19 protein-coding genes are annotated in these 25,523 nt (G+C 65.0%); 7 read left to right on the top strand and 12 right to left on the bottom strand.

Annotated features, from left to right (window positions below):
• Positions 1 to 8: 8 nt before the first annotated feature.
• Both HH800_RS17185 and HH800_RS17180 read left to right on the top strand, forming a co-directional pair.
• Positions 9 to 758, top strand: a complete 750-nt coding sequence (locus HH800_RS17185; RefSeq protein ID WP_169863362.1) for a LytTR family DNA-binding domain-containing protein — start codon at positions 9 to 11, stop codon at positions 756 to 758.
• A 367-nt stretch (positions 759 to 1,125) separates the two neighbouring features.
• Positions 1,126 to 3,915 (top strand): TonB-dependent receptor, encoded by a 2,790-nt coding sequence (locus tag HH800_RS17180; protein WP_169861814.1) that lies wholly within the window; start codon positions 1,126 to 1,128, stop codon positions 3,913 to 3,915.
• A 163-nt stretch (positions 3,916 to 4,078) separates the two neighbouring features.
• On the opposite strand, the gene HH800_RS17175 is transcribed toward HH800_RS17180, so the two are convergent.
• Positions 4,079 to 4,474 carry an endonuclease domain-containing protein gene (locus HH800_RS17175; RefSeq protein ID WP_169861813.1) on the bottom strand — a complete coding sequence of 132 codons (396 nt, stop codon included), beginning with the start codon at positions 4,472 to 4,474 and terminating at the stop codon, positions 4,079 to 4,081.
• 76 nt (positions 4,475 to 4,550) lie between these two features.
• Positions 4,551 to 5,573, bottom strand: coding sequence for a LacI family DNA-binding transcriptional regulator (locus tag HH800_RS17170; RefSeq protein ID WP_069337408.1), 1,023 nt, complete (start codon positions 5,571 to 5,573; stop codon positions 4,551 to 4,553).
• A 158-nt stretch (positions 5,574 to 5,731) separates the two neighbouring features.
• On the opposite strand from HH800_RS17170, the gene HH800_RS17165 reads away from it, so the two are divergent.
• The 4 genes from HH800_RS17165 to HH800_RS17150 all read left to right on the top strand — a co-directional run bounded on the left by HH800_RS17165 (position 5,732) and on the right by HH800_RS17150 (position 13,008).
• Positions 5,732 to 7,555, top strand: coding sequence for an alpha-amylase family glycosyl hydrolase (locus HH800_RS17165; protein WP_169861812.1), 1,824 nt, complete (start codon positions 5,732 to 5,734; stop codon positions 7,553 to 7,555).
• Entirely contained in the window at positions 7,552 to 9,153 is a 1,602-nt protein-coding gene (locus HH800_RS17160; RefSeq protein WP_169861811.1) for an alpha-amylase family glycosyl hydrolase, read from the top strand. The genes HH800_RS17165 and HH800_RS17160 overlap by 4 nt, the downstream gene beginning before the upstream one ends.
• Positions 9,154 to 9,163: 10 nt before the next feature.
• Complete coding sequence (locus HH800_RS17155) at positions 9,164 to 11,221, top strand: glycoside hydrolase family 97 protein (protein WP_169861810.1); 2,058 nt, start codon at positions 9,164 to 9,166, stop codon at positions 11,219 to 11,221.
• A 281-nt stretch (positions 11,222 to 11,502) separates the two neighbouring features.
• Positions 11,503 to 13,008 carry an MFS transporter gene (locus tag HH800_RS17150; RefSeq protein WP_169863361.1) on the top strand — a complete coding sequence of 502 codons (1,506 nt, stop codon included), beginning with the start codon at positions 11,503 to 11,505 and terminating at the stop codon, positions 13,006 to 13,008.
• A gap of 27 nt (positions 13,009 to 13,035) precedes the next feature.
• On the opposite strand, the gene HH800_RS17145 is transcribed toward HH800_RS17150, so the two are convergent.
• Positions 13,036 to 14,088 (bottom strand): Leu/Phe/Val dehydrogenase, encoded by a 1,053-nt coding sequence (locus tag HH800_RS17145; RefSeq protein ID WP_037509145.1) that lies wholly within the window; start codon positions 14,086 to 14,088, stop codon positions 13,036 to 13,038.
• Positions 14,033 to 14,230 carry a hypothetical protein gene (locus HH800_RS17140; protein ID WP_169861809.1) on the bottom strand — a complete coding sequence of 66 codons (198 nt, stop codon included), beginning with the start codon at positions 14,228 to 14,230 and terminating at the stop codon, positions 14,033 to 14,035. Before HH800_RS17140 ends, HH800_RS17145 begins: the two co-directional genes overlap by 56 nt.
• Between HH800_RS17140 and HH800_RS17135 the strand changes: the two genes are divergently transcribed.
• Positions 14,213 to 14,674 (top strand): Lrp/AsnC family transcriptional regulator, encoded by a 462-nt coding sequence (locus HH800_RS17135; RefSeq protein ID WP_004208390.1) that lies wholly within the window; start codon positions 14,213 to 14,215, stop codon positions 14,672 to 14,674. The two genes, HH800_RS17140 and HH800_RS17135, sit on opposite strands and share 18 nt — an antisense overlap.
• A gap of 39 nt (positions 14,675 to 14,713) precedes the next feature.
• Here HH800_RS17135 and HH800_RS17130 read toward each other — a convergent pair whose 3' ends face one another.
• The 8 genes from HH800_RS17130 to HH800_RS17095 form a co-directional block, all read right to left on the bottom strand.
• Positions 14,714 to 16,390 (bottom strand): M28 family metallopeptidase, encoded by a 1,677-nt coding sequence (locus HH800_RS17130; protein ID WP_169861808.1) that lies wholly within the window; start codon positions 16,388 to 16,390, stop codon positions 14,714 to 14,716.
• Positions 16,391 to 16,541: 151 nt separating this feature from the next.
• On the bottom strand, positions 16,542 to 18,005 hold the full coding sequence (locus HH800_RS17125) for a GH1 family beta-glucosidase (protein WP_169861807.1): 1,464 nt from the start codon (positions 18,003 to 18,005) through the stop codon (positions 16,542 to 16,544).
• Positions 18,006 to 18,018: 13 nt separating this feature from the next.
• Positions 18,019 to 20,355, bottom strand: a complete 2,337-nt coding sequence (locus HH800_RS17120) for a TIM-barrel domain-containing protein (protein ID WP_169861806.1) — start codon at positions 20,353 to 20,355, stop codon at positions 18,019 to 18,021.
• A gap of 23 nt (positions 20,356 to 20,378) precedes the next feature.
• The gene (locus tag HH800_RS17115) at positions 20,379 to 22,004 is read right to left on the bottom strand and encodes an alpha-L-fucosidase (RefSeq protein WP_169861805.1); all 1,626 of its coding nucleotides are present in this window, start codon (positions 22,002 to 22,004) and stop codon (positions 20,379 to 20,381) included.
• The gene (locus tag HH800_RS17110; RefSeq protein WP_169863360.1) at positions 22,004 to 22,810 is read right to left on the bottom strand and encodes an SGNH/GDSL hydrolase family protein; all 807 of its coding nucleotides are present in this window, start codon (positions 22,808 to 22,810) and stop codon (positions 22,004 to 22,006) included. The genes HH800_RS17115 and HH800_RS17110 overlap by 1 nt, the downstream gene beginning before the upstream one ends.
• Positions 22,811 to 22,818: 8 nt before the next feature.
• On the bottom strand, positions 22,819 to 23,613 hold the full coding sequence (locus tag HH800_RS17105) for a GDSL-type esterase/lipase family protein (RefSeq protein WP_169861804.1): 795 nt from the start codon (positions 23,611 to 23,613) through the stop codon (positions 22,819 to 22,821).
• Complete coding sequence (locus HH800_RS17100) at positions 23,610 to 24,578, bottom strand: alpha/beta hydrolase (RefSeq protein ID WP_169861803.1); 969 nt, start codon at positions 24,576 to 24,578, stop codon at positions 23,610 to 23,612. The genes HH800_RS17105 and HH800_RS17100 overlap by 4 nt, the downstream gene beginning before the upstream one ends.
• Complete coding sequence (locus HH800_RS17095) at positions 24,575 to 25,366, bottom strand: IclR family transcriptional regulator (RefSeq protein WP_169861802.1); 792 nt, start codon at positions 25,364 to 25,366, stop codon at positions 24,575 to 24,577. Before HH800_RS17095 ends, HH800_RS17100 begins: the two co-directional genes overlap by 4 nt.
• Positions 25,367 to 25,523 lie beyond the last annotated feature (157 nt).

Here is a 25,523-nt window from a genome sequence, read left to right as displayed (position 1 = left end):
TGTGGGCGATGCTGCTGCTGGCCGGCATCATCGGCTTCATGGGGCCGTTCGGCACCTATATGCGCGACGGGCTGCCGGGGCGGATCGGCCATTGGTGGCTGCTGCTGATGGGGGCCTATATCCTTGTCCGGCCGGCGATCTGGCTGCTGCGCGGCTTGGCGCGGCGGATCGACCTTTCGGTGTCGATCACCGTCTTTTCCGGCGTGTCGCTCTGCGTCGTGCCGCTGGCCTTCCTCTGGCGCAATGTCGGCCGCACCGCCTTTCGCGACCTAGACGGCTTTACCGGCCTGCTGCCCTTTTCCTTCCTCTGCGCGCTCACCGTGCTGGTCGTCACCCACTGGGCCGAACAGACCGACCGGCGGCTGGCTCGGCGCCACGCTGCGCCGTCGCCCGCCGATGCCCCACTTCCCGAATACGCCGCCACAACATCCCCCACCGAACCCGCCCTGCGCCATCGCCTATCGGCCGGCTTTGCCGGGCCGATCCTGGCGCTGCAGAGCGAGGATCATTATGTCCGCGTCCATGGCGCGGGCGGCAGCGAATTGCTGCTGATGCGGCTGCGCGACGCGATTGCGGAGATGGAGGGGGTGGCCGGCGCGCAGGTGCATCGCAGCTGGTGGATCGCCCATCGCGCCATCCTGCGCTGTGATCCCGCCGGGCGCAGCTGGCTCATCACCCTGGATGGCGGGCTCAGCGTCCCCGTCGCGCGCGATTCGGTCGCCCGGCTGCAACGCGCCGGCTTCCTGCCCGCGTCCTGACCCGCATCCTGCCCCGCTCTGGCGGGCAAAAGAAAACCCCGCCGGAGCAAGCTCGACGACGGGGCCAGGTTCAGGGAGGTGTCACTCCAAAGGGGGGAAGAGTGACAGGACCAATCTAGGAAAGTGCGCGTCCCTTTCAAGCATCGGCCGCATATTTTTGTCGGCGGCCGCGCCCATGCCATCGGCCCTATCGCACGGCTGAACCCGCTATTTCGGCCATTTCCGCTACGGTAACCGGGCATGTCGTGAATATGGCTGAATACGTATGCTGGAATCTGTGCAGAGGGTCGGGGGCGGCGCTATTTGAACCAGACCGACACATGTCGGCAAGAAACGCTCAAGATGCGTCCTGGGGAGGATCACTGTCATGCATCAATTCCGTCATACCGTCCTGCGCGCTGCGCTGCTGGCAGGGGCTTCCTTCTCGTTCGCCGCGGTCGCCCATGCGCAGACCGACGCCGAAACCGCGACGCCCGCCGCACCCGCCGCCGGCGAATCCGAAGGCATCGTCGTCACCGGCATCCGCGCCTCGCTCGCCTCCGCCGCCAAGGTGAAGCGCGATTCCGTGCTGATCGTCGATTCCATCTCGGCCGAAGATGTCGGCAAGCTGCCCGACGTGTCGATCGCGGACTCGCTCGCCCGCCTGCCCGGCGTCACCGCCCAGCGCCTCGAAGGCCGCGACCAGCGCCTGTCGATCCGCGGCCTTGGCCCGGACTTCTCGACCACCCTGCTCAATGGCCGCGAACAGGTCACCGTCGGCGACAATCGCGGCGTCGAATATGATCAGTATCCCTCGGAATTCTTCCAGAACGTCAATGTCTACAAGAGCGCCGACGCCGCGCTGATCGCCGCCGGCATCTCCGGTACGGTCGACCTGCGCATGCTGCGTCCGCTCGACAAGAATGACCGCATCCTCGCCGTGTCGCTGCGCGGCCAGATGAATGGCATGGACAAGCTCAATCCCGATGGCGAACGCTATGGCTATCGCGCCTCGGCCACCTATGTCGATCAGTTTGCCGACGACACGCTGGGCCTGTCGCTGGGCTTCGCCGCCTCGCAGACCCCGTCGCAGAATGAGCGTTTCAACGCCTGGGGTTATCCCACCGATGCCGACGGCAATCTGATCATCGGCGGCGCCAAGCCCTATGTGCAGTCGAACCTGCTCAAGCGCTATGGCATGGTCGGCACGCTGGAATGGCAGCCGAGCGACAATTTCCACTCGACCTTCGACGTGCTCGCCTCGCATTTCGAGGAAGAACAGCGCCTGCGCGGCATCGAATTCCCGCTCGTCTGGGGCACGGACGTCGGCGTCAGCGACGTGACCGTCGAAAATGGCTTCGTCACCGGCGCCACCTTCTCCAACGTCTATGGCGTCCAGCGCAACGACTATAACAAGCGCAAGGCCGACACCATTTCGCTCGGCTGGAACAACGACATCCGCCTGAACGATCGACTCAAGCTCAATGTCGATGCCAGCTGGTCGCGCGCCAAGCGCACCGACTTCCTGCTCGAAACCTATTCGGGCACCGGCTATCTGCGGTCGGGCGTGTCCGACACGGTGCGCGTCGAGCGCCAGTCGAACGGCCTGTTCAGCATCGTGCCGACGCTCGACTATACCGACACCAACGTCATCAGCCTGACCGACCCCAATGGCTGGGGCTATAACGGCACCACCGCCGTCGTGCAGGCGGGCTTCCTCAACCGGCCCAAGTTCATCGACGACATGAAGTCGTTCCGCGCCAACCTGGTCGGCGACATTTCGGGCAGCATCTTCAGCAATTGGGAAGTCGGCGGCAATTACAGCCGGCGCAAGAAGACCAGCGCCTATACCAGCTATTTCCTCTGCCCCACCGGCGGCACGGATTGCACCATCGCCAACGGCACGCCCGGCTCGGCCCCGGTGCCGCAGGAGGCACTGCTCGGCAAGAATGTCTCGCTCGACTATCTGGGCGTGCCGGCGATGCTGACGCTCGATCCGCTCTATCTCTACAACAACACGCTCGACGCCGTGTTCGACAATCGCCCCTCGTCGCTGGTGCGCGACAATGTCGTGAAGGAAGATGTCTTCACCGGCTATGCCAAGATGACGCTGGACGGCGATCTGGGCGGCAAGCCGCTCAAGGGCGCGATCGGCGTGCAGGTGATCCACACCCGCCAGGCGTCGACCGGCACCATCTCCAACTTCTCCAACGGCGTCGTCACCGTCGTCCCGGCCTCGGGCAGGGAAAGTTTCACCAATTTCCTGCCCAGCGCGCAGTTCTCGGTCGAGCTGGAACCCGGCTTCTTTGTGAAGATGGGCGCGGCTCAGACCATGGTGCGTCCGCGCATGGACCAGGAACGGATCAACCAGGAATATAATTTCAACCTGGCCAATGTCGGCCTCGGCTCCGACCCGCAGTACAGCCCGTTCAGCTCGAACGGCGGCAACATCGCGCTGCGTCCCTATCAGTCGACCAATATCGACCTGTCGATCGAGAAATATTTTCCGGGCGGCGGCTATGTCTCGCTCGCGGGCTATTTCAAGAATCTGACCGACTTCGTCGATCCCAACAACAATATCGCCTATGATTTCTCGGACGTGCTGGCCTCGCTGCCTGCCGACATCCGCAACCAGATCATCGCCGACGGCAGCTATATCGGCCTGCTGAAGGCCCCGGCCAACACCGGCAAGGGCACGATCATGGGTGCGGAAGGCACCGTCTCGCTGCCGTTCAAGGTGTTCAGCGAAACGCTTGATGGCTTCGGCATCTTCGCCAGCGGTTCCTACACCCACAGCGAAGTCAAATATGGCAGCAACCCGACCGATGTCGTCACCCTGCCGGGCCTGTCCAAATGGGTCGCCAGCGGCACCGCTTATTATGAAAAGAGCGGTTTCCAGGCGCGCGTCTCCTATCGCTATCGCTCCTCCTTCCTGGGCGAAGTCGCCGGCCTCTCGGCCGCGCCGACCTTCCGCACCGCCAAGGCAGAGGGCATTCTCGACGCGCAGATCGGCTATGAATTCCAGTCGGGGCCGCTCACCGGCCTGTCGATCCTGCTCCAGGGCAAGAACCTCACCGACCAGCCCTTCGTCACCTATCAGAATGGCGATAAGCGCCAGGTCATCGACTATCAGCGCTACGGCCGCGATTATTATCTGGGCCTGACCTATAAGTTCTGATCGGCCTGCGGCCGATCGGGCAAATTCTGACCGGCCTTTGCGCCGGTCGGGCAAGTTCTGAAATTCCTCCCCGGATTGCCCGACTGCACGCGGGTAATTCCCCTCCCCGGACCGCCACCCCTTAGAGGGGAGGGCGGTCCGTTTTTCTTTGGGGGGAGGGAGATCAAGTCTTTCGTCTCCCCTCCCTTCCAGGGAGGGGTTGGGGGTGGGTGCCGCCGAGGCACTCGGCGGCCCTGTTCAAGATAGCCTCCACCACACCATCCGGATTCTCGATCACGTCGCCATTCCAGAAGCGCAACACCGTCCAGCCCTGTTCCCTTAGAAACAGGGAGCGACGTTCGTCATAGGCCTGCGCATCCAGATGCTGGCTCCCGTCGAACTCGATCGCCAGTTTCGCCGAACGGCATGCCAGATCGACAATATAGGGGCCGATGACCAACTGCCTCGTGAAGCGCGGGCGATAGCGGGATATGCGCAACCGGATCATCCGCTCCGCATCGGTCTGGCCGTTGCGCAGCGCGCGGGCATTGGCCGTCAGATGTTCAGGAACGCGGCGCATGAGGCCAAGCTAGCAAGGCTCGCTCCGCTCGCCTACCCACCCCCAACCCCTCCCTGAGAGGGAGGGGAGGAAAATTCTAAGCCGTCATCCGCGTGATCAGCCGGGGCGCCAGCAAGGTCGGCGTGACCGGCTTGCGGTCGATCTGGCCGATCAGCGCGTCGACCAGCACTTCGCCCGCGTGCAGATAATCCTGCGCCACGGTGGTCAGCGGCTGCCGTGTCAGGCTGGCGGCCGGGATATCGTCGAAGCCGATCAGGGCGACGTCGCCGGGCACCGACAGCCCATGTTCGTCCAGCGCCCGCATCGCGCCGATCGCGATCAGGTCGGACCCGGCAAAGATCGCGTCGAACGTCACGCCGCGCGCGATCAGGCGGCTCGCCGCCTCATAACCCGACTGCTCGGTCGACAGCGCGTCGACATGCAGGCCGGGGTCGACCGCATGGCCGGCCTCGCGCAGCACGTCGGACAGGCCGGCATAGCGGTCGCGAAATTCGGGATAATGGCTCGAGGCGTCACCCAGAAAGGCGATCCGGCTGCATCCGCGCGCGATCAGATGGGCGCCCGCGTCGCGCCCGCCGCGCCGATTGTCGCAGCCGATCGTCATCCCCAGCGCATGCTGGTCGACCGACCCCCAGCGCACGAAATGCGTGCCCTGCGCCACCAGCTGCTCCAGCCGGGTGCGATAGATTTCATAGTCGCCATAGCCCAGCAGGATGATGCCGTCGGCCTTGCGGCTATCCTCATAATCGACATGCCAGTCGGTCGACAGCTGCTGGAAACTGGTCAGCAAATCATAGCCGCGCTTGGCGCAGGTCTGCAGGATCGGCCCCAGCATCGACAGGAAGAAGGGATTGATCCAGCTTTCGTCGGGCAGCAGATCCTCGAAGAACAAAAGCGCCAGCGTATTGCTCTTGCCCCGCCGCAGCGAGGATGCATTCTTGTCCACCGTATAGTTGAGCTGCCGGGCGATCGCCTCGACCCGCAGCCGCGTCGCCTCGCTCACCGTCTTGTCGCCGCGCAGCGCGCGCGACACGGTCGGCTGGGACACGCCGGCCAGCGTGGCGATGTCGAAGGATGTCACTTTGTCGTTGGCGGCCATGGCGCGACCCTACGCCAGCGAGTCTCCATTGGGAATAGAAGGGTTTGAAACCGGTCTGAATACGTATGCCGCTCCCTTGGCCCGCCCTGTCCCCGCCGACTAAGAAGGGGCCAAGCCGCGGCAATCGGGCACAAGCGGCAATGGGAGGGATGAAGGCCATGCGCGGACGAACGGCAATGCTGCTGGCTGCGCTCTGCGCGCTTCCCGCTCCGGCGATGGCACAGGATGACGGCTTTCGCGCCCGCCTGCCCGAAGATGAAGTCATTTATTTCGTCCTGCCCGACCGGTTCGACAATGCCGACCCCGCCAATGACAAGGGCGGCCTCAAGGGCGACCGGCTCCAGACCGGCTATGATCCCGCGTCCAAGGGCTTCTACCATGGCGGCGACATCCAGGGGCTGATCCGCCGGCTCGACTATATTCAGGGGCTGGGCGCCACCGCCATCTGGGTCGGCCCGATCTTCCGCAACAAGCCGGTGCAGGGCCCCAAGGGCCAGGAAAGCGCCGGCTATCACGGCTACTGGATCACCGATTTCGAGCATGTCGATCCGCATTTCGGCACCGACGCGGATTTCGCTGCGCTGGTGAAGGCCGCCCATGGCCGGGGGATGAAAGTCTATATGGACATCATCGCCAACCATACGGCTGACGTGATCCAATATCGCGAATGCGCCGACAGCCTCTGCACCTATCGGTCGCGCGCGGACTATCCCTATCAGCGGCGCGGCGGCGTGGCCGGCGCGGCGATCAATCCCGGCTTCACCGGCGATGCCGATCACAGCGACGCCAATTTCGCGAAACTTACCGATCCCGCCTACGCCTACACCCCCTTCGTGCCCAAGGGCGAGCAGGCGGTGAAGAACCCGGCCTGGCTCAACGATGTGCGCTATTATCATAATCGCGGCGAGACGACCTATTCGGGCGAGAGCGCGACCATGGGTGATTTTGCCGGGCTCGACGACCTGATGACCGAACATCCGCGCGTGATCGCCGGCATGATCGACATTTTCGGCGGCTGGATCGACCGCTTCGGCATTGACGGCTTCCGCATCGACACCGCCCGGCATGTCGATCCGCATTTCTGGCAGCAGTTCGTCCCCGCCATGCAGGCGCGGGCCAAGGCGCGTGGCATCCCCAATTTCCATGTCTTTGGCGAAGTCTATGTCGAGACGGTCGATGCCGGCCCGCTCGCCTGGCACACCCGCGAAGGTGGCTTCCCCGCCGTGCTCGACTTCGCCTTTCGCCAGGCCGCACTGGAAACCGTCGCGGGCAAGGCGGCGACCGCCACTTGGGAACGCATGCTGACCGGCGACGCCCTCTATCAGGGGGGCGCTGCCACCGCGCGCCAGTTGCCGACCTTCGTCAGCAATCATGACGCCGGCCGTTTCGCCACCTTCGTCCGCCGCGCCTTCCCGCAGGCCGGCGAGGATGAGGTGCTGCGCCGGGTGATGCTCGCCAACGCCATGCTGCTGACGCTGCGCGGCGTGCCGACCATCTATTATGGTGATGAACAGGGTTTTGTCGGCGATGGCGGCGATCAGGACGCGCGCGAGGATATGTTCGGCAGCCAGGTGGCGAGCTATAACGATAATCGCCTGCTCGGCAGCACTGCCACCACCGCCACCGCGCGCTTCGACCCCGCCCATCCGCTCTATCGCGAGATTGCGGCGCTCGCCCGCCTGCGCACCGGCCATGCCGCGCTGCGCCGGGGCAGCGAGACGATCCGGGCGCGCGGCGACGAGCCGGGCCTGTTCGCTGTCTCCCGCTTCGATCCCGACACGGGCGCTGAATATCTGATCGCCTTCAACACATCGACCGCGCCGATCAGGGCGCAGGTCCAGGTGGATACCGCCTCCACCGCCTTCGATACCCTTGCCGGCGCGGCCTGTGCCCCGCGCGCGTCCGCGCCCGGCAGCCTCGCCCTCGACCTTCCTCCCCTTGGCTACAGCGTCTGCGCTGTACGGAGCGCTAATCCGCAATGACCGACGCACTGACTCCCTGGTGGCGCGGCGCCACCATCTACCAGATCTACCCGCGCAGCTTCGCCGACTCCAATGGCGACGGCATCGGCGATCTGGCCGGCATCACCGCCCATCTTCCCTATGTCGCCTCGCTCGGCGTCGACGCCATCTGGCTCTCGCCCTTCTTCAAGAGCCCGATGCGCGACTTCGGCTATGACGTGTCCGATTATTGCGATGTCGATCCGATCTTCGGCACGCTCGCCGATTTCGACGCGCTGATCGCCCGCGCCCATGATCTGGGCCTGCGCATCATCGTCGATCAGGTCTGGGCCCATACCTCCGACGAACATCCCTGGTTCATCGAAAGCCGCTCCAGCCGCCAGAACGACCATGCCGACTGGTATGTCTGGGCCGATGCCAAGCCCGACGGCACGCCGCCCAACAACTGGCAGTCGGTATTTGGCGGCCCGGCCTGGACCTGGGACGCGCGCCGCGGCCAGTACTATATGCACAATTTCCTGAAGGAGCAGCCGCAGATCAACCTGCACAATGGAAAGGTGCAGGCGGCGGTGCTGGATATCGTGCGCTTCTGGCTCGACCGCGGCGTCGACGGCTTCCGCATCGATGCGATCAACCATTCGATGCCCGACCCGCAACTGCGCGACAATCCGCCCGCGCCCGAAGACGGCCGTATCCGCACGCGTCCCTATGATTTCCAGATCAAGCGCTACAGCCAGAGCCACCCGGACATTCCGCTGTTCCTGGAAAAGGTGCGGTCGGTGTTCGACGAATATCCCGATCGCTTCACCGTCGCCGAAGTCGGCGGGGATGACAGCGATGCGGAGATGAAGGCCTTCACCCAGGGCGATCATCGCCTCAACACCGCCTATGGCTTCGACTTCCTCTACGCCCCCAAATTGACCGCGCCGTTCCTGAAAGACGCGCTGTCGCGCTGGCCGGCGGAGCAGGGGATTGGCTGGCCCAGCTGGGCGTTCGAGAATCATGATGCGCCGCGCGCCGTCTCGCGCTGGGCCGGCGACATCGACGCCCATGCCTATTGCCGGATGAAGATGCTGCTGCTCGCCTGCCTGCGCGGCAATATCTTCCTCTATTATGGCGAGGAACTGGGCCTGCCGCAGGTCGATATCGCGTTCGAGGATCTACAGGATCCCGAAGCGATCGCCAACTGGCCGCTGACCCTGTCGCGCGACGGCGCCCGCACGCCCATGCCCTGGACCGGCGCGGCCCCGTGGCTCGGCTTCTCCGATGCTAGGCCCTGGCTGCCGGTGGGGGAGGCGCATCGCCCGCTCGCCGTCGATGCGCAGGAAGCCGACCCCGCCTCACTGCTCCACTGGACGCGCGAGGTGCTGGCCCTGCGCAACGCCACCCCGGCGCTGCGCAGCGGCACGATCACCTTTCTCGATACGCCGGACGATCTGCTCGCTTTCGAACGGATGCAGGACGGGCAGCAGCGCCTCTGCGTCTTCAACCTCGGCACCAGCCCCGTCGCCTGGCGCCCGGCCGATGCGGACCGCTGGCAGGTCGAACTGTCGACCGGCCGCATCGCCGACTGGAATTTCGCCCCCGCATCCGGCCTCGTCGCCGCCTTCCAAGTTTAAGGACGTTCCCATGACGCGACTGACCGCGCTCACCTTGCCTCTCATCGCCCTGGCGCTCGCGCCTACCGCCGCGCGCGCCGATGTGGTGGCCAGGGCATCCTCACCCGACGGCCATATCACCCTCACCATCAGCCTCGATGGCGAGGGGCGCCCCAGCTATGCCGTGCAGCGCAACGGCAAGCCGCTGATCGCCGATTCCCGCCTCGGCTTCCTGTTCACCGACGCCCCCAAGATCGAACGCAACCTGACGCTGGCCGATGCCAAGCAGACCAGCAGCGACACCAGCTGGACCCAGCCCTGGGGTGAATGGACCACCATCCGCGACCATCATAATGAGCTGAAGCTCAGTTTCCGCGAGAAGGGCGATCTCCAGCGCGAAATGGACGTGACCTTCCGCCTGTTCGATGACGGCGTCGCCTTCCGCTACAGCCTGCCCGACCAGGCCAATCTCCATCACGCCAACATTGCCGAGGAACTGACCCAGTTCGCCTTCGCGCAGGGCGGCACGGCCTGGTGGAAGCCCGCTTATGAGTGGAATCGCGAGGAATATCTCTACAACCGCACCCCGCTCGACGCGGTCGGCACCGCTCAGACGGTGATGACGGTCAAGCTCGCCGACGGCACCCATGTCGCCCTGCATGAGGCCGCGCTGGTCGATTATGCCGGCATGAATCTCGCCCGTGCCGAGGGCAACACGTTCCGCGCCGATCTGACACCGGGGGCGGGCGCGCCCAAGGTGTCGCGCGACGCCGGCTTCTCCACCCCCTGGCGCACCATCGCCGTCGCCGACGATGCCGCCGGCCTCTACATGAACCACATGATCCTGAACTTGAACGAGCCGAACAAGCTCGGCGACGTTTCAAGCTGGATCAAGCCGGGCAAGTTCGTCGGCGTCTGGTGGAACATGATCAAGGGCGAATGGAGCTGGGCGCGCGGTCCCAAACATGGCGCCACCACCGCCAATGTCCGCCGCTATATCGATTTCGCCGCTGCCAGCGGCATCCCCGCCGTGCTGGTCGAGGGCTGGAATGTCGGCTGGGACGGCAACTGGTTCGGCAACGGCAATGAAATGAACTTCTCGCAGCCGACCGAGGATTTCGACGCTGACGGCCTTGCCGCCTATGCGAAATCCAAGGGCGTCACCCTGATCGGCCATCATGAAACCGGCGGTTCGGCCAGCCATTATGACGGCCAGCTCGACAGCGCCTTCAAATGGGCGGCCGACCATGGCGAGCAGGTGGTGAAGACCGGCTATGTCACCGACGCCGGCCAGATCGAGCGGGTCGACGCCGATGGCGCGAAGCATCGCGAATGGCATGAAGGCCAGTGGATGGTGAACCATTATCTGCGCGTCGTGCAGACCGCCGCCAAATATCATGTCAGCATCGACAGCCATGAACCGGTCAAGGACACGGGCCTCCGCCGCACCTATCCCAACTGGGTCGCGCGCGAAGGCGGCCGGGGCATGGAATATAATGCCTGGGTCGGCGGCAAGAACCCGCCCGAGCATGAGGCGAACCTGGTCTTCACCCAGTTGCTGGGCGGCCCGATGGACTTCACCCCCGGCGTGCTCAGCCTGTCGGGTTCGGAAGGCAGCACCATCCACTCGACCATCGCCAAGCAGCTCGCCCTCTATGTCGTCCTCTATTCGCCGGTGGTGATGGCGGCCGACACGCCGGAAAATTACGCCAAATATCCCGGCCCCTTCCAGTTCATCAAGGATGTGCCGACCGACTGGTCCGACACCCGCGCCCTGAATGGCGAGGTTGGCGACTATGTCACCATCGCGCGCAAGGGGAAGGGCAGCGACGACTGGTATCTGGGCGCGGTCGGCGATGAACAGGCGCGCTCGTCCAAGGTCACGCTCGACTTCCTCGATGCCGGCCGCAGCTACACCGCCGAAATCTACCGCGACGGCCCCGGCGCCGACTATCGCACCGAGGCACGCCACGCGATCGTGATCGAAAAGAAGCAGGTGAAGAAGGGCGATGTCCTCAGCCTCGACCTGGCGCCGGGTGGCGGCCAGGCGATCCGCTTCGTCGCCAGCGGCGGCAAGCGCAAGCGGTGAAGGCTGACGCCTCTTCTGTTCCTACCGTCATCCCGGACTTGATCCGGGATCCATTCAGCGCTCGCTCGCAGGTGTCGCGCCGAATGGATCCTGACTTTCGTCAGGATGACGCAGGATCGAAGGGGGCGATCAACAGCCCCCGGCTGTCCTATTCCGCCTGCGCTTGATAGGCTGCGTGACCGCATGCACGCAGACTTTCCGATAGGATCAGGCGCTCGCAACTTAATGTCAAAATGTGCGGGAAATGTGCGAAGTTAAGGCGAAGGATGGGGATGGCCGGGATGAATGAGATGGGGCTGGAAACGGGCGCGACGACGTCCGATGGCCGGCCGCGCCAGGGCTTCTGGGGGCTGTGGAATATCAGCTTCGGCTTCTTCGGCATCCAGATCGGCTTCGCGCTGCAGAACGCCAACATGTCGCGCATCTTCCAGTCGCTGGGGGAAAATCTCGACAATCTCGCCTTGCTGTGGATCGCTGCGCCGCTGACCGGCCTGCTGGTCCAGCCGGTGATCGGCCATTATAGCGATCGCACCTGGTGCCGCCTCGGCCGCCGTCGGCCCTATTTCTTCGCCGGTGCGCTGTTCGCGGCACTCGCTTTGTTCGGCATGCCCAATGCGCCCGGCCTGATGGCCGCCGCGCTGATGCTCTGGATTCTCGACGCCTCGCTCAACGTCTCGATGGAGCCGTTCCGCGCCTTTGTCGGCGACATGCTGGCGAAGGAACAGCATATGGCCGGCTATGCGATCCAGACCGCCTTCATCGGCACCGGCGCGGTGATCGGCTCCTCCACCCCCTGGCTGCTCGACCAGATGGGCGTCTCCAATGTCGCGCCCGCCGGCATGATCCCCGACACGGTGCGCATCAGCTTCTATATCGGTGGCGCTGCGCTGTTCCTCGCCGTGCTCTGGACCGTGCTCACCACCCGCGAATATTCGCCCGAGCAGATGGCCCGCTTTGCCCAGGCCAGCGAAGCGGCAAACCGGGAGGAGGCGCCGCCGGTCCCCGCCGGTGGTCCGCTCTGGATCGTCGCTGGCCTTGCCATCATCGCCGCCGTTTGGGGCTGGGCGCTGGAAAAGGAGCTGTATCTGCTGGGCGGGCTGCTTGCGGCCTATGGCATCGCCCGCATCGTCGCGCGTGGCCTCCATGCGCAGGGGCGGACCGACAATCTGCTCAGCCATGTGGTCGGCAATTTCGCGACCATGCCGGCGATGATGAAGAAGCTGGCGCTGGTCCAGTTCTTCACCTGGTCGGCGCTGTTCATCATGTGGATCTATACCACGCCGGTGGTCGCCCAATATGTCTTCGGATCGGCCGACCCGACCAGCGCGGCCTATAATGAAGGGGGCAATTGGGTCGGCATTCTGTTTGCCACCTATAATGGCGTCGCTGCCTTCGCCGCGCCCTTCCTGCTCCAGCCGCTCGCCCGCCGCATCGGCCAGGCCCGGACCCATGCGCTGGCGCTCACGCTTGGCGCGCTCGGCTTCCTGTCCTTCCTGGTCCTGCGCGATGCACAGGCGCTGCTACTGTCGGAAGTGGCGATCGGCATCGCCTGGGCCTCGACCCTTGCCATGCCCTATGCGATGCTCGCCTCCAGCGTGCCGCAGACCAAGCTCGGCATCTATATGGGGCTGTTCAACGCCTTCGTTGTCATCCCGCAATTGCTGGTGGCGACGGTGATGGGCACGATCATGCGCCATTTCTTCCCGACCGAACCGATCTGGACCATGGCCTTTGCCGGCGCCGTCATGCTGCTGGCGGCGCTTGCCACCCTGCGCTGCCGGGACTGACCGACAGCGCAGAGGGGGAGTTTGCAATCACGCCGCCTGGCGTTCGGCCTCGCCGATGATGGCCTCGGCCATTTCGTCGGCGACCAGTGCGGGGGAGCGCTCCTCGCGCTTGGCCTGGTCAAGTATCTGGGCGACCCGGCCGCCGATCTGGTCGACGCGGGCAGCAACGCTGGCGCGGTCCTCGCCCAGATATTCGGCCGACACGCTGATGATGCCGCCGGCATTGGCGACATAGTCGGGCACATAGACGATGCCGCGCGACCGCAGCAGCTCCGCCACATCGGGCGTCGCCAGCTGGTTGTTGGCTGCGCCGCAGACCAGGCGCGCCTGCATCGCCGCCACACTCTGCGGATCCAGAGCGCCGCCCAGGGCGCAGGGGGCAAAGATGTCCGCCTCGACCGCGGCGATGTCGGCCACGTCCACCACATTCGCGTTCAGCACGGCGGCCAGCGTGTTGCGGCGGCGCGGATCGATGTCGGCGATCACCAGTCGGGCGCCGGCATCGGCCAGGCGACGGCACAGCGCCGCGCCGACATTGCCGGTGCCCTGCACCGCGACCGTCAGGTCGGACAGTTCTGCGCCCAGAGACTGGCGCGCGGCCGCCTGCATCGCCTCGAACACGCCCAGCGCGGTCCAGGGCGACGGATCGCCACCGGCCGCGCCCTCGGCTACGTCCAGCCCGGCAACATGACGGGTCTGGCTGGCGACCGCCTGCATGTCGGCGACGCTGGTGCCGACATCCTCGGCCGTGACATAGGTGCCACCCAGTTCCTCGACCGCGCGGCCGAACGCCTGGAACAGCGCGACCCGGTCGAACTCGCCTTCGGGCCGGCGCAGCACCGCCTTGGCGCCGCCGAAGGGCAGGCCGGCCATGGCATTCTTGTAGCTCATGCCCTCGGCCAGGCGGCAGGCATCGTCCAGCGCCGCGCCGATGTCGGCATAATGCCAGAAGCGGCAGCCACCGGCGCCCGGCCCGATCGCGGTGCTGTGGATGGCAATCACGCCGTCCAGCCCGCTGGCGGGATCAAGCAGCCGCACCGACTGCATCGGCGGGTTCAGGCGGGCAGGACGGGAAACCATATTCTTCTCCTCGGGATGATGCCGCCTTATCGCCGGTCGCCAGAGAAGAATCTTGCCTGATTTGAAGCCCGATACCGCCAATATGAGGATGAATTATCCCGTCATCGACGATATGTAGGAAAATATGATCGAACTCGACCATTTCGAGCGGAAGATTCTCCGCGAATTGCAGCGCGATGCCAGCCAGACCACGGCGGAGATCGCGGACAAGGTCGGGCTGACCCCGTCGCCCTGCTGGCGCCGCATCGACCGGCTGGAAAAGGAAGGGCTGATCCGCAAGCGGGTGGCCTTGCTCGACCGGCGCAAGGTCGGCCTCAATGCCCAGGTCTTCGCCCAGGTAAAGCTCAACGCCCATGGCCGCGCCAATCTGGACGAATTCAGCGCCGCGATCGGCGGCTTTCCCGAAGTGCTGGAGGCGTTCGTGCTGCTCGGCACGATGGATTTCATGCTGCGCATCGTGGCCAAGGATATCGAGGCCTATGAACGCTTCTTCTTCGAACGGCTGAGCAAGCTGCCCGGCGTCCAGGAAATCAACTCGACGGTCGCCCTGTCGGAAATCAAGTCGACCCACGAACTGCCGATATGACATGGCGGCCGGTAGGCACCGGCCGCCACGCCTCACATCTTACTTGCGCTGCGCCTGGCTGGCGTCGCGGGCCGCACGGAATTCGCTGTCGCTCGACCAGTTGGGCCAGTCATGGCCGTCGGCCACGCGGCGACCGACATTGTAGAGCAGGGTCATGTCGCCTTCCCAGCTGCTGGTGTTCCAGCTGTCGTCATACTGGTCGGCCGGCTGGTGATAGCGATCGCGGGTATAGATATCGCCCAGTTCCTTGCCGCGCGCCGCGCCGCCATTCACCAGTTCGCGGCCCGGATTGAACGAGATGGCAGGCACGCCGCGCTTGGCCATCGGGAAATGATCGGACCGGTAGAAGCTGCCCGCTTCGGGGCGCGCATCCGGCGTGTAATGGCGGCCCAGCTTCTCGCCTTCCTGCGTCAGTAGGGTCAGCAGGTCCAGTTTCGCCGCGCCGGAGATGGAGAAGTTGACCGTCTTCTCGGCGGCGAAGGGGCCGTCCATGTTGATGACGCCGGCCGTGGTCGCCAGCGGGCGCAACGGATTGTCGGCATAATATTCCGACCCCAGCAGGCCCTTCTCCTCGGCCGTCACCGCCAGGAACAGCACGCTGCGCTCGGGCTTGGGGCCCTTGGCATAGGCGCGGGCCAGTTCCAGCAGGGCGGCGGTGCCCGACGCATTGTCGCGCGCGCCATTATAGATGGTGTCGCCCTTCGCGTCCGGCGCGCCGATACCCAGATGGTCCCAGTGCGCCGAATAGATGACGGTCTCGTCGGGATATTTGCTGCCCGGTAGGATGCCCGCGACATTGTGCGAGGTGATGATTTCCGACTTCACCGCATAGTCGGCGCTCATCGTTGCCTTCAGCGCTATGGGCTTGAAGTCCTTCTTGCGCGCGGCCGCCTTGGCTGCCTCGAAATCGACGCCCGACGCGGCCAGCAGCTTGGCCGCCAGATCCTTCTGGATCCAGCCTTCCATCTGGGTGTGCGCGCTCTTGGGATCGGCGCGGACGATGTCGAACATGGTGTTGGTGTTGCTGTTCTTGACCGTCGCCCAGCCATAGGAGGCCGGCTCGCTTTCATGCACCACCAGCACGCCGGCCGCGCCCTGGCGCGCGGCTTCTTCGTACTTGTAGGTCCAGCGGCCATAATAGGTCATCAGCTTGCCGCCGAAATCGCCTTCGCCGCCCTCGAAATCGGGGTCGTTGACCAGCACGACCATGATCTTGCCTTTAAGGTCCACGCCCTTGAAATCGTCCCAGCCGCGTTCGGGCGCTTTCACGCCATAGCCGACGAAGACCAGCGGCAGGTTGGCGAACTTGACCGCCGACTGGCCGGTCTCGGCCGCGCGCACGGCGATTTCCGTGCCCTGGGTCAGCGGCTGGGCCGCGCCGCCCACGGTCATCGACAGGCTGGGCGTGCCGGTGATGTTCGACATGCGCAGCGGCACGTCCTGGAACCATGTGCCCTTGTCGCCGGCGGGCTTCAGCCCGGCCGCCGCCATCTGCTTGGCGATATAGTCGATCGTCTTGGTTTCGGCGCGGGTCGCCGGGCCACGGCCTTCAAACTCGTCGCTGGCCAGGATCTTGATGTCGTTGACGATGCGCGCGACGTCGAACTGCGGCGCGGTCGTGGCCGCCACGGCCAGGGCGGAAGCGGACAGCAGCCCGGCACAGGCCAGCGTCCGCCAGGCGGCGCGGGAGGCACGGGACAGCGGCGACATCGTCATGGGTAACTCCTTATCTCTCTTGAACATTACGCGGCGCGAGTCAGCGGCCGGCAATGCGAGGGGATAATGCCCATGCGACGCCATATGTCGATATGGCGTGGAATTTTAGGTCGCCGCCGCCATCCGCAAGGGGATGGCGGCGGCGCTAGGGTCACACCAGCTTGTTGGTGCGCACCAGTTCGCGATACCAGTCGGCGCTGAGCTTGGGCGTGCGCTTCTGGGTCTTGAAGTCGACATGGTGGATGCCGAACAGCTTGGTATAGCCGTCTTCCCACTCGAAATTGTCCATCAGGCTCCAGACGAAATAGCCCTTCACCGGAATGCCCTCGCGGGTCGCGCGCTGCAGGTGGGTGAGGTAATTGCGCAGATACATGACGCGGTCGGTGTCATAGACCTTGCCGTCTTCGGCCACCTTGTCGTCCGCCGAGCAGCCATTTTCGGAAATGTAGAGGCCCTTGGGCTTCCAGTTCTCGCTGATCGCGCGCATCCCCCAATAGATGACCTCGGGCGTGACATAGAGCCAGGGGGAGGGCATGCGCGGCGCCTGGCCCGGATGGGGCAGGATCTTGTAGCCCGACGGCGCACTGTCGTCGGCGCGGACGGTGTTGCCGGTATAGACATTGACCGACAGGAAATCGATCGGCGCGCCGATCAGCTTCATGTCGCCTTCCTTGACCACCGGCGCATCCTTGCCCTGCGCAGTCAGGTAGCTGTCGATATAGCGACCTTCCATGATCGCGGTCAGGAACATGGCGTTCTCTTCGCGCACGGCCTTCTTCACCGCCTCGATATGCTCGGGCGTCTCAATCGCGGGGACATAGATGTTGGGATTGTCGGCAATGCCGACCTGCGTGCCCGACTTGGTCGCGGCGCGGATCGCCTGTACGCCCAGGCCATGGGCCAGCACGCCATGGTGGCGCACCTGATTGACTTCCTTCATCGGCAGCTTCAGGCCCGGCGCCTTGCCGCCGGTCATGTAGCTGAGATCGGTGAAGCAGCGCAGTTCGTTGACCGTCATGAAGTGATTGACGCGGTCGCCCAGCTTGCCGGCGGTATAGCCGGCATAGTCGGCGAAAGCATAGCTGGTGTCGCGATTCTGCCAGCCGCCCGGCAGGGCATGGGGCAGATCCCAGTGGAACATGGTGACATGCGGGGTGATGCCCGCCGCCAGCAGCCCGTCGACCAGACGGTTATAATAGTCCAGCCCCTTGGCATTGGGCTTGCCCCGGCCATTGGGGAAGATGCGCGACCAGGCGATCGAGAAGCGATAGGCCTTGACGCCCAGCGCCTTCAGCAGAGCGATATCGTCCTGATAGCGGTTATAGCTGTCGCAGGCGACGTCGCCGGTGTCGCCATTGGCGACCTTGCCGGGCGTGTGGGAAAACACGTCCCAGTTGGTCTGGCCGCGGCCATCGGCGTTCACGGCGCCCTCGATCTGATAGGATGCGGTGGCACAGCCCCACAGGAAGTCGGAGGGGAAGGCGAGGCTGCCCTGCGGCGCGCCGGCGGCCGCGGCTGCGGCCTGCGCGTTCGCACTGCTGCTGCCGGCCAGGCCCGCGCCCAGCGCGGCGGCACCCAGGCCCAGGCCCAGTTCGCGGCGATTGATACCCGTCATCTTCTTTGTCTCCTTATTGACCGACGATCTGCACCAGGCCGCTGATGGCCTGGCCGGTGGGCAGCTTCGTTTTGCTCGTCAGCGTCTTTGCCTTGTCGTCCCAGACCAGCTCGGCCTTCATGCCGCCCTTGCGATAGGCATTGGTCGTGCCGTCATCGTCATAAAGGGTGAAGCGCGCGTCGGCACCCGGATAAACCCGGATGCTTTCCAAGGCCTGCTTCTCGGCCGTGCTCTTCACCTGCACGCCCATCGGCACGATAGAACCGGCCTTCACGAACAGCGGCATGCGGTTGATCGGCGCATCCACCTCGATCGTCTGGCCGCCCTCATATTTCTGGTTGGTCCAATAATCATACCAGGCGGTGCCGGCGGGCAGATAGACCGACCGCTTGGTCTGGCCCTGCTTGGTCACCGGGGCGACCAGGAAGGCGGGGCCGAACATATATTGGTCGCCGATGTCCGACACCTTGGGATCGTTTGGGAAGTCCATGAACAGGCCGCGCATGAACGGCGCGCCGGTGTCATAGGTGTGGCGGCCCAGCGCATAGATATAGGGGATCAGCGTGTAGCGCAGGCGCAGCCAGTCGGCCAGGATCGGCTCGGCCGCCTTGCCATAGGTCCACAATTCCGTGTCCGGGCGCTGGCCATGGATGCGCAGCGTCGGCGTGAACACGCTATATTGGAACCAGCGCACGAACAGTTCGGGATAATCGGTATAGTCCGCACCCGCCGCCGTCATGCCGGCCGGATCGAGCAGCACCGGATGCTGCGCCTTCGGGCCGCTCGGCCACTGCCAGCCGCCAATGTCGCTACCCCAATAGGCCAGGCCCGACGCAGTGAAGTTGAGGCCGGCGGGCACCTGCCGGTCGAGCGCTTCCCAGGTCGACTTGATGTCCGACGACCAGAACAGGCCGCCATTGCGCTGCGAGCCCAGATAGGCGGCGCGCGCCAGGATCATGTTGCGGAAATTGGGGCGGTCGCGCTCCGAGCCTTCGGCCACGCCCGACGTATGCACCAGCGGGAACAGGTTATGATAGCGGTCGCCCGAACCGATCGAGTAGAAATAGCCGTCCGGCACCAGATCCGGCTCGGTCTCGTCCAGCCAGAACCAGTCGAAGCCCTGGCTCGCGATATTGTCGCGCAGCTTGCCCCAGAACCATTCCCGCGCTTGCGGATTGGTGCTGTCGATCAGCGCGCCGGCCCGGTCGGACCGCATCGGCAGGCCGTCGACCGGATTGCCGTCCTTGTCCTTCAGGAACCAGCCCTTGGACTTGAGGAACTCGAAATAGCGGCCTTCGCGCTCGAACCGCGGCCACACGCTGATAATCGACCGCATGCCCATGGCATTGAGCTGGTCGTTCATCCCCTTGGGGTCGGGATAATAGGTGCGGTCGATGTCGAGCTGGCCCATGCGGGTCCAGTAGAACCAGTCGAGCACCATGATATCGAGCGGCAGATTGCGCTGGCGATAGCCATTGGCGACGTCGAGCAGTTCCTTCTGGCTTTCGTAGCGCGCCTTGCTCTGGATCAGGCCGAAACCGGCCTTGGGCGGCAGCGGCGTCGCGCCGGTCAGCTTGGCATAGCCGGCATAGAGGTCATCGGTCGTCTTGCCGGTGATGACGAAGAAGGAGACGCGCTCGCCGACCTGGCTCTGGAAGCGGGTCGAATTGTGCAGGCCCGGCCACACCAAAGTGCGCGCCGGATTGTCCCAGACGATGCCATAGCCCTTGTTGGTGACCAGGAAGGGGACGCAGACGGTCTCGCCGGCCGGCGCGTCATAGCTGTGCGAACAGTCGATCTGCTTGCCGCGCAGATTCATATAGCCTTCCTGGTTCTGGCCCAGGCCGTAATAATGCTCGTCCAGCGGCGCGTCGAAGCTGGCGCCGACCTTGAAGGTCTTCTCGCCATTGACGGTCACGGGCGCCATTTCCCAGCCGGTCATCTTGGTGAGGACGGTGCCGCTGGCATCCTTCACCGACAGGCTGACCGGCGGCAGGGCCGGGGCGAAATAGCGCTGCATCTGGGTCGGCGCGCCGGGCCAGGGCTGGGCATCGATCGTCAGCGAAATCGCCGAGGAGGTGAAGATGTCGCCGCTCGCGTCGCTGCTATGGGTCCAGCCGCTGGCATCGGCCTTGGCATTGGGGCCTTCGCCCGGTGCCGCCTGCGCCAGGTCGGGGTCCATCGCGATGGTGACGCGCACGATATTGGGGGCATAGGGTTCGATCGCGACCCGGCTGCCATTGCGGTCCAGCAGCGCCATCGGCGCGGCCAGCGCCGGTGCGGCGATGGCGATGCAGGATGCACCCAATGCGATCCCCGCCAGTCTTGCCTTGAAGCCCTTTGCGATCATCCCAGTCATTCCCTGTACTTGCATTAAACCAGACCCCGGCCGTCGATGCGGACGGCGGGGACGAAATCGATGCCGTGCGGCATGGTGAAGTGGAGGCCCGCGCCATCCTGACGGAAGGCAAGCTGGCCGCCACCGAGCAGCGTCACCCGCTCGATTGTGCCAGTCCCTTGGCCGCGCGCCAGTGAGCGGATGGTCGTAGATCCGGCGGGCTTGCCCAGGAACAGCGCATAGAGCGCGCCCTTGTTGGTGGTGAAGCGGATGTCCTGCGCGGTGAAGGGCTTGGCCTTCTCCTCATTCTGCATACCCACGATCGCCTGGGTCGGCCCTTCGCCATAGCGCTTCCACGGCCGTGAACCGAAGATCGCCTCGCCGCCATGCACCATCCATCCGGCCATCGCGTCCAGGATCTTCTCCGCCTCGCTGTCGATGGAGCCGTCGCCGGGCTGCGGGATGGACAGCATCAGATTGCCGTTCTTCGACACGACATCGGCCAGCCGCTGGATTACCTGCTCGGCGCTCTTGTAGCTTTTGTCGGTCAGCCGGGCGATATTGTAGAACCAGTCGCCGATGCAGGTATCGGTCTGCCAGGGCTCGTCCCAGATATGGTCGGTATAGCCACGCTCGACATCCTGGACGATGCCGAACCGGGCATAGGGCTTCAACTGCTTGCCGGTCATGACCACGTCGATCTTGCCGTGCCATTCGATCGAGCGGTTATAATAGTCCGCCGCCGCTTCCAGCCCCACGGGGCCGAAGGGCAGTTCATGATCGTCCATATAGACCATGTCGGGCTTGTATTTCGCCACCAGGTCGGTCTGGCGCAGCAGCCAGCGGGTGACATAGGCCGGATCATCCTTCGGCCCGGTCTCGATCCACTGGCCGTTATTGGCGTCGTGCCACTTGTCCATCGCCTCGATCGTGTCGATGCCGTCGGGCAGCACGGCATGGCCGCCGGTGTAAAGTTCGCGCGGGTCGAGCCCATCCCACCATTGGCCCTTGCCGTCTTCCTTGCGCAGCCGGAACGCGTCATAGCGCACGCCCTTCTGCGGGCCGACCGGATCATAGCCATAAGCGGGCTGATACCAGTGCCAGGCATGGGCGGCATGGTTCGACACGCCGAATTTCAGGCCGGCCTTGCGCGCGGCCTGTTCCCAGATGCCGACAATATCCTTCTTCGGCCCGACGCGCAGGCTGTTCCAGGCATGATAGCGGCTGTCATAACAATCGAGATTGTCGTGATGGCAGGCCAGCGCCATGAAATATTTGGCGCCGGCCTTCTGATATTTGGCCATCAGCGCATCGGGATCCCACTTGTCGGCGGTCCACAGATTCTGGATGTCCTTCATCCCCGCGACCGACGGATGGCCGTAGGTCTTGAGGTGATGTTCGTACATCGGGTGGCCCTGCATATACATGAAGCGGCCATACCAGTCGCCCTGCGCCGGCACCGATTGCGGCCCCCAGTGCGACCACATGCCCAGCTTCGCATCGCGGAACCAGTCGGGATAGCGGTAATTGCTGACCAGCGAGGGCCAGCTTGCCTGCACCGGGCCCTTGGCGGTGCCCATCGGGCTGGCGGCGCGGGCAGCATTGGCAAGGCCCAGCGCGGCGGCGCCCGCCAAAAAGGATCGGCGTCCGAAATCCTGCATCACTTGGCTCCTAATGTCTTGGCGATCGCGGCCTCGGCCAGCGGGCGCATGATGGCATAGCCCTCCCTGGTCGGATGGACGCCGTCGCTCGACAGGCCCGGCTTCATCGCGCCATCGGGCTGCGCCATCGCCTTGTGATAGTCGACGAAGGTGAAGCCATTGGCGCGGGCATAGTCGGCCAGCCACTTGTTGATCGCGGCGACCTGCGGCGCGGGCGTCATGCCGGGGCTCCAGGGAAAGGCGGCGGCGGGTGGGACGGAGGCGATGATGACCTTGATGCCGTGCGCGCGGGCGAGATCGGCCATGGTCTGGATATTGCCCAGCACCGTCTCCATCGTCGCCGCGCCGGTATTGCCGGCGATGTCGTTGGTCATCGCCATGATGTGGACCGCCTGCGGCTTCAGCGCGATCACGTCATTGCGGAAGCGCACCAGCATTTGCTGCGTCGTCTGGCCGCTGATGCCGCGATCGACCAGCCCGTTCTGGAACATGGTCGGGTCCAGGTTGATCCAGTTGTCGGTGATGGAATCGCCCATGAAGACGACCCGCACTTTCTGGCCCTCGATCGCCTTGTTGGCGGCGGCATAGCGGCACAGCTGCCCGAAATCGCGGGTCAGCATGTGCAGGTTCCACAGTTTCCAGCCGGCCTCGTCGCTCGGCTTCTCGTGGGTGGGGCAGGGATCGGCGACGATGCCGACCGGATCATTGGCATGCGGATCGCCCGGCACCTTGGTTTCGGCGAGGGCCGGCATGGCCAGCGCCATCGCGCAGGCGGCGGCGAGAAGGGGGGCGGTGAAACGCAGCATCGTCGTCCTCATTTCCTTGTTCCTAGCGCCTGCGCGATCGCCCTGGCGGCGATTGGCGCCATCACGGCATAGCCATTGTTCAGCGGATGGACGCCGTCCTGGGTATAGGCGGCGGCTATCAGGCCATTCTGGTCGACCATCGCGGCATGATAATCGGCAAAGACATGGCCATGCTGCGCGCAATAGGCACGCAGCCACTGGTTGAGCGCGACCAGTTCGGCCGGCTTGCGCTCCGCCACGACATCCTTCGCCGCATCCGTGTAGTTGTTGACCGGCAGGATCGATCCGAACACGACCTTGATATGATGGGCGGTGGCGATGTCGGCCATCGCTTCCCAGTTGGCCTCGATCTGTTTGGGTGTTTCCTGTTGCAGGAAGCCCTGGACATCATTGATGCCGGACAGGATCACCACGACCTTCGGCTTCAGCGCCACGACATCCTGATGGAAGCGCAGCAGCATCTGCGCCGTCACCTGGCTGCCGATGCCGCGATTGACATAGGGCTCGCCGGGGAAGCTGGCCGCCAGGTTCCAGCGATCGGTGATGGAATCGCCCAGAAACACGACGCGCTGCTCGCCAGGTTTCGGCGCGGGCAGCGCGGCATTGGCCGGGGCGTAAAGATAGCGTTCGCCAAAATCCTGCATCAGGCTGGGCACCAGTTTCGCGCGGAACGGGCCAAGCCATGGCCCCCAATCCTTGTCCGCGACGGTGCGGCGTTCGGGCGAGCTTTGATAGGAGTCCGGTGCCGCGGACGCAGCGCTTGCGACAAGCGCGAGCAGGCCTATCGACAGCGCTGTCTTCATTGCGCCAGCAATCCCTGCTTGGCGGCGAATGTCATGAACAGGCCGGGCCAGGCCGACGCCTGCATCGTCCTGGGCAGGCGCGTGCCGAAACCATGGCCGCCATCCTCGAAAATATGGAGCGCGACCGGACGCCTGGCGGCTTCCATCGCCTGGAACAGGGCGATGCTGTTGGCCGGCGGCACCAGCCCGTCGTCGCTGGCATGGACCAGGAAGATGGGCGACGTACCGCCGTCCACCCGCATCTCCACCGACCGGGCGCGGCGCATGTCGGCGCTGGCGCCCTCACCCAGCAGCATGTCGCGCGACCCGCCATGGGTGAAGGGCGCGTCGAGGCTGACCACCGGATAGATGAGGCCGGCGACATCGGGGCGCGCGCTTTCGCGATCGGCGGCATCGACCGGGGCATAGACGCGCTCGCTATGGCGCGTCGCCAGCGATCCCGCCAGATGGCCGCCGGCCGAGAAGCCGAGCACGCCGACACGGCTCTTGTCGACAGCGAAATTGACAGCCAGCGCGCGGATCAGCCGCATCGCGCGCTGGGCATCCTGCAACGGCACATCCTGCCGCTGCGCCCAGCCTTCGCCGGGCAGGCGATAGAGCAGGATGAAGGCGGTGATGCCCCGTTCGTTGAGCCAGGCGGCCTGGCTTGTCCCCTCATTGTCGTAGGACAGGAAGCCATAGCCGCCGCCCGGCACTACCAGCATCGCCGCGCCATTGGGGCGGGCAGGGCGGCGCACGACCAGCACCGGCCGGGCGATCCCCGTCACCCAGCGATCGGGCTTGGCCGGGTCTTTCGACTGGTCGTCGATCTTGCGGACGATCTGCGCGCCCGTGTCGCCGGGCGGCGGTCCGGACCATAGTTCGATCACCTCGTCGGCCGTCGTCGTCTGCGCGGCGGCAAGGCCGGGCAGGGCGGCAAGGCCGGCGGCGGCGATCAGCGCGCTGCGGCGATCCAGCAGGGTCATTGCTCTTCCTCCATGGCGGTGGCGCGGGACGGCGCATCCTTGATCGGCGACATGGCTGCGCCGATCGCCTGCGCGGCGCCGCGCACCAGATCATTGCACTGCTCGATGCTCGCCCGGTTGGCGGCGCCGTCGACGAAGGGCATGGTCAGCGATGCGCGGGCGATCCCGCCGACCAGGATCGGTGCGGACAGGTCGGTGATGCCGGTCAGCATCGGGCTGGGAGACACCGCGCCGCCCGCCGCGACGGCGGCGTCCAGCCGCGCGACCAGGTCGCCTTCCTCGAACTGCGGATCGCTGGCCCGGATGTCCTTCAGCATCGCCTCGCGATTTTCGGGCGACTGGAAGGCGAGCAGGATGCGGCCGGAATTGGAACGGTGCAGCGGCCGGCGATAGCCCACGCGCACGGCAAAGCCCGACAGGCCCGGCGCCTCGATCGCGATGATGACGACCATTTCCGCGCCCGACACCACCGCCATATGACAGCTTTGCCCGGCCTGCCGCGCCAGTTCCTGCATCACCGGCAGGGCGGTGGAGGCAAGGTCGCGAATCGGCGGCTGGCTCATGCCCAGGGTGAACAGCCGGTTGGTCAGGCGATAGCCATCCTCGGCGCGGGCGATATAGCCATGTTCCTCCAGCACCTGGAGCATGCGGAAAATCTCGCTGACCGACCGGCCAAGCGCGGCAGATATGTCGGACATGATCAGCGGCTCGCTGGAACCGGCCAGAAGCTCCAGAATTTCCAGCCCTTTCTTCAGGGCCGGCGCTTGGTAGCGCGCCTTGCCTTCCATCCCGATCCCCTCACCAATCGGGCGCTATCTCGCCTTTGGTAGCGCCATCATCTGTTGGTCCTTCCCTACACACCATCTACAGGTGAAATCAATTTTTATATTTCACAAATTGGAAACGGAGAGTAATAGGGCGCCGCGTTGGTATCGCTCCCAATAG

Origin of the sequence: Sphingobium yanoikuyae (assembly GCF_013001025.1) — a bacterium.
Taxonomy (GTDB): Bacteria; Pseudomonadota; Alphaproteobacteria; order Sphingomonadales; family Sphingomonadaceae; genus Sphingobium; species Sphingobium yanoikuyae_A.
The sequence above is the reverse complement of the archived record's forward strand: the minus strand, read 5'-3'. Positions and strand labels throughout refer to the sequence as shown.

What these genes read in the sequence shown, in the direction of transcription:
- HH800_RS17185 (WP_169863362.1), top strand. Translation starts at nt 9, where the DNA reads ATGCTGCTGCTGGCCGGCATCATCGGCTTCATGGGGCCGTTCGGCACC.
- HH800_RS17180 (WP_169861814.1), top strand. Translation starts at nt 1,126, where the DNA reads ATGCATCAATTCCGTCATACCGTCCTGCGCGCTGCGCTGCTGGCAGGG.
- HH800_RS17175 (WP_169861813.1), bottom strand. Translation starts at nt 4,474, where the DNA reads ATGCGCCGCGTTCCTGAACATCTGACGGCCAATGCCCGCGCGCTGCGC.
- HH800_RS17170 (WP_069337408.1), bottom strand. Translation starts at nt 5,573, where the DNA reads ATGGCCGCCAACGACAAAGTGACATCCTTCGACATCGCCACGCTGGCC.
- HH800_RS17165 (WP_169861812.1), top strand. Translation starts at nt 5,732, where the DNA reads ATGCGCGGACGAACGGCAATGCTGCTGGCTGCGCTCTGCGCGCTTCCC.
- HH800_RS17160 (WP_169861811.1), top strand. Translation starts at nt 7,552, where the DNA reads ATGACCGACGCACTGACTCCCTGGTGGCGCGGCGCCACCATCTACCAG.
- HH800_RS17155 (WP_169861810.1), top strand. Translation starts at nt 9,164, where the DNA reads ATGACGCGACTGACCGCGCTCACCTTGCCTCTCATCGCCCTGGCGCTC.
- HH800_RS17150 (WP_169863361.1), top strand. Translation starts at nt 11,503, where the DNA reads ATGAATGAGATGGGGCTGGAAACGGGCGCGACGACGTCCGATGGCCGG.
- HH800_RS17145 (WP_037509145.1), bottom strand. Translation starts at nt 14,088, where the DNA reads ATGGTTTCCCGTCCTGCCCGCCTGAACCCGCCGATGCAGTCGGTGCGG.
- HH800_RS17135 (WP_004208390.1), top strand. Translation starts at nt 14,213, where the DNA reads ATGATCGAACTCGACCATTTCGAGCGGAAGATTCTCCGCGAATTGCAG.
- HH800_RS17140 (WP_169861809.1), bottom strand. Translation starts at nt 14,230, where the DNA reads ATGGTCGAGTTCGATCATATTTTCCTACATATCGTCGATGACGGGATA.
- HH800_RS17130 (WP_169861808.1), bottom strand. Translation starts at nt 16,390, where the DNA reads ATGACGATGTCGCCGCTGTCCCGTGCCTCCCGCGCCGCCTGGCGGACG.
- HH800_RS17125 (WP_169861807.1), bottom strand. Translation starts at nt 18,005, where the DNA reads ATGACGGGTATCAATCGCCGCGAACTGGGCCTGGGCCTGGGTGCCGCC.
- HH800_RS17120 (WP_169861806.1), bottom strand. Translation starts at nt 20,355, where the DNA reads ATGATCGCAAAGGGCTTCAAGGCAAGACTGGCGGGGATCGCATTGGGT.
- HH800_RS17115 (WP_169861805.1), bottom strand. Translation starts at nt 22,004, where the DNA reads ATGCAGGATTTCGGACGCCGATCCTTTTTGGCGGGCGCCGCCGCGCTG.
- HH800_RS17110 (WP_169863360.1), bottom strand. Translation starts at nt 22,810, where the DNA reads ATGCTGCGTTTCACCGCCCCCCTTCTCGCCGCCGCCTGCGCGATGGCG.
- HH800_RS17105 (WP_169861804.1), bottom strand. Translation starts at nt 23,613, where the DNA reads ATGAAGACAGCGCTGTCGATAGGCCTGCTCGCGCTTGTCGCAAGCGCT.
- HH800_RS17100 (WP_169861803.1), bottom strand. Translation starts at nt 24,578, where the DNA reads ATGACCCTGCTGGATCGCCGCAGCGCGCTGATCGCCGCCGCCGGCCTT.
- HH800_RS17095 (WP_169861802.1), bottom strand. Translation starts at nt 25,366, where the DNA reads ATGGAAGGCAAGGCGCGCTACCAAGCGCCGGCCCTGAAGAAAGGGCTG.